General features: G+C 66.0%; 7 protein-coding genes. 3 read left to right on the top strand and 4 right to left on the bottom strand.

Features of this window, described 5'->3' with window-relative positions; all coding sequences use genetic code 11:
• The 3 genes from VB777_RS06470 to VB777_RS06460 all read right to left on the bottom strand — a co-directional run.
• Positions 1 to 1,994 (bottom strand): Sua5/YciO/YrdC/YwlC family protein (locus VB777_RS06470; protein ID WP_323247818.1); only part of this gene is annotated, 1,994 nt, incomplete at its 3' end.
• Complete coding sequence (gene hypB / locus VB777_RS06465) at positions 1,978 to 2,748, bottom strand: hydrogenase nickel incorporation protein HypB (RefSeq protein ID WP_197153907.1); 771 nt, start codon at positions 2,746 to 2,748, stop codon at positions 1,978 to 1,980. The genes hypB and VB777_RS06470, both read right to left, overlap by 17 nt.
• Before the next feature lie 136 nt (positions 2,749 to 2,884).
• Positions 2,885 to 3,529 carry a protein phosphatase gene (locus tag VB777_RS06460; RefSeq protein ID WP_323247816.1) on the bottom strand — a complete coding sequence of 215 codons (645 nt, stop codon included), beginning with the start codon at positions 3,527 to 3,529 and terminating at the stop codon, positions 2,885 to 2,887.
• Positions 3,530 to 3,970: 441 nt separating this feature from the next.
• On the opposite strand from VB777_RS06460, the gene VB777_RS06455 reads away from it, so the two are divergent.
• Entirely contained in the window at positions 3,971 to 4,411 is a 441-nt protein-coding gene (locus VB777_RS06455; protein WP_322757477.1) for a 23S rRNA (pseudouridine(1915)-N(3))-methyltransferase RlmH, read from the top strand.
• 210 nt (positions 4,412 to 4,621) lie between these two features.
• Positions 4,622 to 5,683 carry a transglycosylase SLT domain-containing protein gene (locus VB777_RS06450; protein ID WP_416238118.1) on the top strand — a complete coding sequence of 354 codons (1,062 nt, stop codon included), beginning with the start codon at positions 4,622 to 4,624 and terminating at the stop codon, positions 5,681 to 5,683.
• 18 nt (positions 5,684 to 5,701) lie between these two features.
• Here the strand turns inward: VB777_RS06450 and VB777_RS06445 are convergent, their stop codons facing one another.
• Positions 5,702 to 6,592, bottom strand: a complete 891-nt coding sequence (locus VB777_RS06445) for a GNAT family N-acetyltransferase (protein WP_197169681.1) — start codon at positions 6,590 to 6,592, stop codon at positions 5,702 to 5,704.
• 109 nt (positions 6,593 to 6,701) lie between these two features.
• Here VB777_RS06445 and VB777_RS06440 point away from each other — a divergent pair, with 109 nt between their 5' ends.
• The gene (locus VB777_RS06440; RefSeq protein WP_323247814.1) at positions 6,702 to 7,016 is read left to right on the top strand and encodes a GXWXG domain-containing protein; all 315 of its coding nucleotides are present in this window, start codon (positions 6,702 to 6,704) and stop codon (positions 7,014 to 7,016) included.
• Positions 7,017 to 7,085: the final 69 nt, after the last annotated feature.

The following is a 7,085-nucleotide window of genomic DNA, read 5'->3' as shown; positions in this document are numbered from 1 at the left end:
CAGGGCGACACGCTCGCCAACAGCCCACCCCCAAAAGCGATGAACGGAAGAAGAACCGTGGGGCCTGCGGGGCTGGCCCGATCTCCACCGGGCAGGGGGAACGGCCGCAGGCTGGCCAGTCGCCGCCAGCGCAGCAGCGGTTCCGCTGGATTCCGGGCCGGTTTCCCTGCAGGATGCAGCCCAGGCTTTGCGGCCGGATCGATCGCAGGTCCACCGGCTTCGAGCAGCAGCAGTTCGCAGCCCCAGAGGGGCGCTGCAGGCGCACTGCCGGATGCGGGCTCGGAGCCTGATCCAACCCCGAGGCCGAGGCCGTCGCAGACCAGCAGCAGCAGCGGCGCCTGCTCCAGGCAGGCCGCCAGGCCGTGTTCGGCCACCACCGCCAGGCCATGGGCCAGATGGTGCGGCACCGGGCACAGCCGCACGCTCTCTGCCAAGCCCTGGCCCGGTGAGGCCGTAGCCACCAGATCAGCGGCGATCTGGTGGCTGCGGTAATCCGGATGGCTGTCGCAGAGGAGCGTGAGCGGCGGCCCCTTCGACGCCGGCCGGACGCTCACCATCTCCGCCGCCGCCTGCCGCAGACGCCGGCTCTGGCGAGGATTGTCGAGATCGCCCAGATGGGGTGCCAGCCACACCTGCCCGTCCCTGGCGAGGGCCGGCGCACATTTGAGATCGCCGCCCAGGGCCAACCGCACCTCCCCTATGGCCATGGGTGGCGTTGCCGTGATCGGCAGGGCTTCGGGGGCGTAGCCACGGCCGCGACGCAGCAGCACCGGTCGGCCCTCGATCAGCTGCAGCACCGAATCGTCCAGGGGCCGGACGATCGGCCGGTTGTGCACCAGGAAGGCATCGGCGATGCCGGCCAGCCGGTCCACCGCCTCAGGAGGCGCGATACAGAGTGGCTCGCCACTGCGGTTGCCGCTGGTGGCCACCAAGGGTTTACCGAAGGCCGCGGCAAGCAGGTGGTGCAGCGGTGAAGCCGGCAGCATCACCCCCAGGCACGGACTGCCCGGCGCCACCGCCTCGGGCAGCGCTGGTTCCTGGCGGCCACTGGCGTGGGCCCGGCGGCCCCCGTGGCGCCGCAGCAAGACGATCGGGGCCGCCGCACTCTCCAGCACCGCCCGCTCCGCTGGTGTCAGCTGAACCAGGGGCTCGATCCAGCTGGCGGAGTCCACCAGCAGGGCAAAGGGCTTATGGGGCCGCTGTTTGCGTTGCCGCAGCCGCTGCAGCGCCGCTGGATCAGTGGCGTCCACCAGCAACTGGAAGCCCCCCACCCCTTGCAGGGCCAGGATGCCGCCGCGGCGCAGCACCGCCACGGCAGCGGCGATCGCACCGCTGGTTCCCTGACATCCACGACCTGAATCCTCCGTGGGTTGGCTGCCATCGGCAGGCCAGAAGGCCAGCCGGGGCCCGCAGGTCGGGCAGCCGGTCGTTTCGGCATGGAAGCGGCGGTCGCTGGGGTCGTCAAACTCCCGCTGGCACGCCTGGCAGAGCGGAAAGCCGGCCAGGGTGGTGTGGGCACGGGCGTAGGGCTCGGCGGTGGCGATGCTGTAGCGCGGCCCGCAGGCGCTGCAGCTGATGAAGGGATAGCCGTGGCGGCGGTTGGCGGGTTCGTTCAGCTCCGCCAGGCAGGCGCGACAGGGGGCCTGGTCGGCGGCCAGGGCCGGCGCGAACAGGCTCTCCTTCAGCCAGTGCGGCGGCTGATGCCCGAGCCGGATTCCCCTGGGGTCGCAGCCTGGTGCGGGGGGCGGGCCCCAGTGGGGTTGAAGCGACTCCAGGCGAGCCGGCGCGGGTAACTCCCTGGGCAAGATTTCCAGAAAGCGCTCCAGCGCCGAGCGACAGCCACTGAGCTGCACCACCACCGCGCCGCTGTGGTTGTCCACCACGCCACAGAGATCCAGGGCGGTGGCGAGGCGGTGCACGCAGGGCCGGAAGCCCACCCCCTGCACCACCCCGTGGCAGTGGAGGGTGAGCGTGGCCTCAGGGGCGGGCGCCATGGAGCCGGGCTGGGGCCGTGCCGGCAGACAGGTCAGCGCCCCATGGCACAGAAGAACCGCGCAGGGCGGCCAGCAGAGCGTCGACTCCGGCGCCCGTCCGCGCCGAGACCTCGAGCACGGTTGCCGCCGGTGCCACCTGGCGGATGTGGCGATGCAGCAACGGCAGGTTCACCCCCACTGCTTCCGCCAGATCGATCTTGCTGATCAGCACCAGATCGGCAGCCACGAAGGTGGCGGGGTACTTGAGCGGCTTGTCCTCCCCCTCGGTCACCGAGACCAGCACCACCCTTAGCTGCTCGCCCAGGTCGTAGGCGGCGGGGCAGACCAGATTGCCGACATTCTCGATCAGCAGCAGCTCAAGCGTCTCCAGCGCCAGGCCATGGAGGGCGCGGTGCACCATGGAGGCGTCGAGATGACAGGCCTGCCCGGTGGTGATCTGCACGGCGTCGAGGCCGACGGCACGGAGGCGCGTGGCGTCGTTGTCGGTAGCGAGATCGCCCACCACCACGGCCATGGGCACGGCGCTGCCCCAGTCACGACCGAGCCGCTCGAGCAGGGCCGTCTTGCCGGCGCCAGGGGAAGACAGCAGGTTCACCGCCCGCACACCGGCTTGAGCGAACCATTTGCGGTTGGCAGAGGCCTGGGCATCGTTACGGCCCAGCAGCCGAGCAGTTAGCGGCAGGGTGACCACCGAAGGAGCAATCAGCGCCTGGGTGCCGGTGCCGATCTGGTTGCAATGACAGTCAAGGCACATGACTCAAGACTCCGCACTCCATCACCGGAAGCTAGGCAGGATGGAAGGGAACGACAGCCCATCTCATCGTGGAGGGAGGCGTCTCGGCGACAGCTTCGACACCATTGACCAGCCGCGACCAGCTGGATGTTGGCAGTCAGCGAGGGCGACGGTTGCGGTTGGGTTCCAGTGGGCTGAAGTCAATTTCATCGACTGCCGTCGCCATGGCATTGGCCTCAAGACACGCCGGCAGGAACATATACCAAGAGAGCAGAGAGGTGCACTGCTCACTCCCCTCGCACCGCAACTCGGCGCAGACATTCTGAACACCGTCGTAACCACCAAGCCGGGCGAGCCGGAAGTCCGTGGGGAGAGTGGCCAGGATTCCAGCGGCAGAGATCTCGCCATCAGCGGCATCAGCGAGAATCGCGGAACGCAGGGCTTCAACGCGATGTTCGCTCAGGCTGGCGTAAGGGATGTAGCTACGAGTCTGATTCTTGAGAAAGATCACACCGGGCTCGGAGTTGAGGAACCGGGCAAGGCCTGCGACATCGACCGAATAGAGACGAAGGAAACCGGCACGAACCTCGTCCGCCGTCCATCCAGACTTGCGCACAAGGGAGGCAATGCCGCGATCCGAAGTCCGGCCATCCCTGAGAAAAGTCTCAAAGTCTTCGCGGTCACTGCTCCATACCCCAGAGCCAGTACTCAGGCGAACAGGCACGCCAGAAAGGGCCGGACTTGCAGGAAAGTAACTGGCAACGACGAGTAGAGTTGCAATCCAGAATCGCGAGCCGATCACAGAGGAGAGTCAAGAGCGCTGGTCTACCTTTGCACAAAATTAGCCAAAGGCAACCCCGTCCCTGGAGCGCCGCAGCGATTCTTGTGACTTGGCAAGCCCGAGATCTGGGCCGTCGCGAACGGGTCGGTCAACGATCTGAATCGTTGTTGAATATGGGCATTGACTCAGAGGATTCAATGCTCTTCACGGAGCCTGATTGATTCGCCCTTTTGATCATCGGAACAAATCTGGCTAGCATCTGACTCTTCTGCTCTCTCGATATTGCCATACTGATGCTGTGGTCTCCGGCACAGCGGCCTGCTTCGTCTGTATCAGTGGGCATGTTTATCGTTGCCAACATGTGACTTCCTCTCAAGGCACGGCTGTGTTCAGAGAACGTCCGCGTCCGCGAAATCGCTGGCTGGCAGTAACGTCTAGGTTGATGATCTATCCCTTGGCGCCATGGTGCTCAACCCCTCCCGATTGCGGGTGATCGCCGTGGGCAAGATCCGTAAGCCCTGGATTCGCGAAGGATTAGAGACCTATCGCAAACGGCTGCCCGGATTGGTGATCCATGAAGTGAAGGATTCGATCCCCGCCCGTGAGCGGGATCAGATCCTCGCGATCCTGCAACCGGAGGAAATCATGCTGGCTCTCAGTGAAGAGGGCAGCGCGCTGGATTCCATCGCCTGGGCCCATGGTCTCGATGCCATGGCCTCGGGCCGGATCGCTTTCGTGATCGGCGGAGCCTTTGGACTGGATGCTGACCTGAAGGCAAGGGCGCACAGGATTCTCAGCCTCTCGCCGATGACGTTTCCCCACGAGCTGGCACGACTTATTCTGATCGAGCAGATTTATCGTGCCCAGAGCATTCTCCAGGGCAGTCCATATCACAAGGCCTAGCGTCCAAGCTTCTGGACGTTGACCTTCACGACAGCCGGAAGTCATCCACTGCGAAAGCCTGGGGGTCGATCCCCGCCCATCCCATCACCCTCAGGCCTGGCCGACCCAGAGGGAGTCGAAGAAGAGTGGACGACATTCCGGCCATCAAGGACGTGGGGGTGGGGGTGCTGCTGCCGATAGGGTCGCCATGGTGCAATCGCCCCATCCTCCATGCGGCAGCCTCTGCGTCGGTTCCTGTTTCTGTTGCTGGGCGGACTGGCGTTGCTCGGTGGTGTTCAGCTCCAGCGACGGTTGCCTCACCACCTGGCGGCCATGGTTCCCGAACCAATGACGGACGTGACAACAGAGGATGCCCCCCCGGCTGTTGCACTGCCGATCGATCCTGCCCTGCCCCGGGCGGCGGATGGCCGCCACTACCCCCTGGTTCCGGAGACCCCCCAGGCGCTGGCCGACCTGTTGATGGCAGTGGAGGTGGCCCTTCGTTCGGACCACACCGATGCCTCTGATCTCCCGGCACTGGGCCATCAACAACAGGTCATCTACCGCACCCTGTCTCACCAGCCGCAACGGGCCGAGGCGGTGCGGAATCGACTCAGCGCCGATTGGCGAGGTGTGTTCGATCACCACCTGGCGGCGCGGCGCGAGTTTCTGGCCATGCACAGCGGGGGCCGCGGCTCGGCCACCTTGCCGGCCTGGCGGATCATTGCTCCGGAGCCGGCGGAGGCGCTGTTGCGCTACTACCGCGAGGCGGAAGCCGCCACGGGCATTGAGTGGGAGGTGCTGGCGGCTGTGAACCTGGTGGAAACGGGAATGGGCCGGATCGATGGGATCTCCGTGGCCGACGCGCGGGGCCCGATGCAGTTCCTGCCCACCACCTGGGCCGAACCCGGGATCGGCAAGGGTGACATCCGCAATCCCCACGATGCCATCGGAGCGGCGGCCCGCTATCTGGTGCGCCGCGGTGGCCTCAAGGACATTCGTCGGGGGCTTTGGGGGTACAACAACAGCGACAACTACGGGCGCGCCGTTCTCCACTACGCCGCCCTGCTGCGCGACGATCCGCGCGCCTTCACCGGTCTGTATCACTGGGAGATCCACTTCAATTCCGCGCTTGGAGATCTGTGGCTTCCCGTGGGCTACAACCAGACCCAACGGCTGCCGGTGGCCGCCTATCTGCGCCAGATGCCAGCCAGTGCCCCGCCCTTGGGCAGTCAAACCAATGGGCAGGGAGTTCCCCCAGCAGCGAGGCAGCCGTGTTGCGGACAACCGTGATCCATCCTGCCGAGCCGATCAGCCGAGCTCCAGACAGGCCAGCCCGAAGACTTCCTCAAGCGGGAGCTGCGGACGTGGTCCGCGATACATGCGCAGGGTCTGTCCCACCCTGTCGAAACCGAGTCCCGCCAACAACTGCGCTGCAGCGGCATTGACCTGGGGGGCATCGATCAGCACCTGCCCCGGGTGTTCCAGGAGCAAGCCACGGAGCAACCCCTCTGCCAGTGCGGGCGTGTCCGCGATCAACGGACCCACGCGCCAGCCTTCTGAGGTGGGCAACAGGCAGGGCCTGATCCGCCCGAAGCCATGGCAGCAGCCCTGCCCATCGATGAGGGCCCGCACTGTTCCGGCTGGATGGTGCAGCCAGTCGCGCAGGAAGTGAGGGCGGGGGCTGGGGGCGTGGCGCGCGTCGTAGGCCACCACGGCTGCGTCGTGAACAGCGTCAGCGCCCACCAGCGCAAGCGCCGCCCCAGTCCCTTGCCGCCACCGTGCGGAAGGTTTCGGTTGTCCTGCCGACAGGAGGCTCCAGCGACTGGTCGGAGAGGCGGCATGGAACCCCCAGCCGGCGTAATCAGCAATGCGATCGGTGGCGGCCTCCAGGCCGATGCAGGGCACGTCGGCCAGATGGTGCATGGCATGGCGCCAGAGCTGCAGTCCATAGCCCTGGCCACGCCAGGCTGGTCGGACCAGGAACAGACCGATGAATCCGTAGGCGCAATTGTAGCGCACCCCCGCGATGCAGCCGATCGGCTCTTCTCCCAGCCAACCCAGCCACAATCCCTGCCGGTCGGTGTGGCGGTAGATCGCCACATCTCCCTGACCAGGTGCAAAGCCTTCGGCGCGAGCCCAGGCCGTCACATGGGCGATGTCGACCGGCCGCAAAGGGCGGATATCCAATCGCTGCTTCATCCACCTACCCTCCTCTTGACCGGACGGCCATGCTGCATCTCTGTCATTTCCTTGACGTTCTTCCGGCCCAGCGCCTGAACATCGACTCCCCCAACCTCTGAACACCGTTGTGACCGCAACCGCCAGCGCGCCAAGCGCGATTCTCGAGAGCCGCCAGGCCAGCACGGAAGACGCTCTGAACTGGTTCGATTCTCTGGCGCCGGTCGACGCTGCCGCCCTGATCGGCCTCTGGCGCGGAGCCGAGATTCGCACGGGTCATCCGATGGACGGCTGGCTCGAGGCCTCCGGTTGGTATGGCAAGGAGTTCGTGGATGCGGAAACGGTGCATCCGCTGCTGTTCCGGGGCGCTCGCGGTGGCATCGTGCGCAGGGTTGATTCAAAGTCTGTCACAGGGCTCCTTGCCGGTGCTGCGAGCATGGGTTGAGGTCGGCGAAATCGCCCCCTTTCCGTGCTTGAAGGCGCTTCTGCTGCAACCGATCTCGATCTGATCAGC

Origin of the sequence: Synechococcus sp. CCY9202, from assembly GCF_034931685.1 — a bacterium.
In the GTDB taxonomy this organism is placed as follows: Bacteria; Cyanobacteriota; Cyanobacteriia; order PCC-6307; family Cyanobiaceae; genus CBW1002.
The sequence above is the reverse complement of the archived record's forward strand: the minus strand, read 5'-3'. Positions and strand labels throughout refer to the sequence as shown.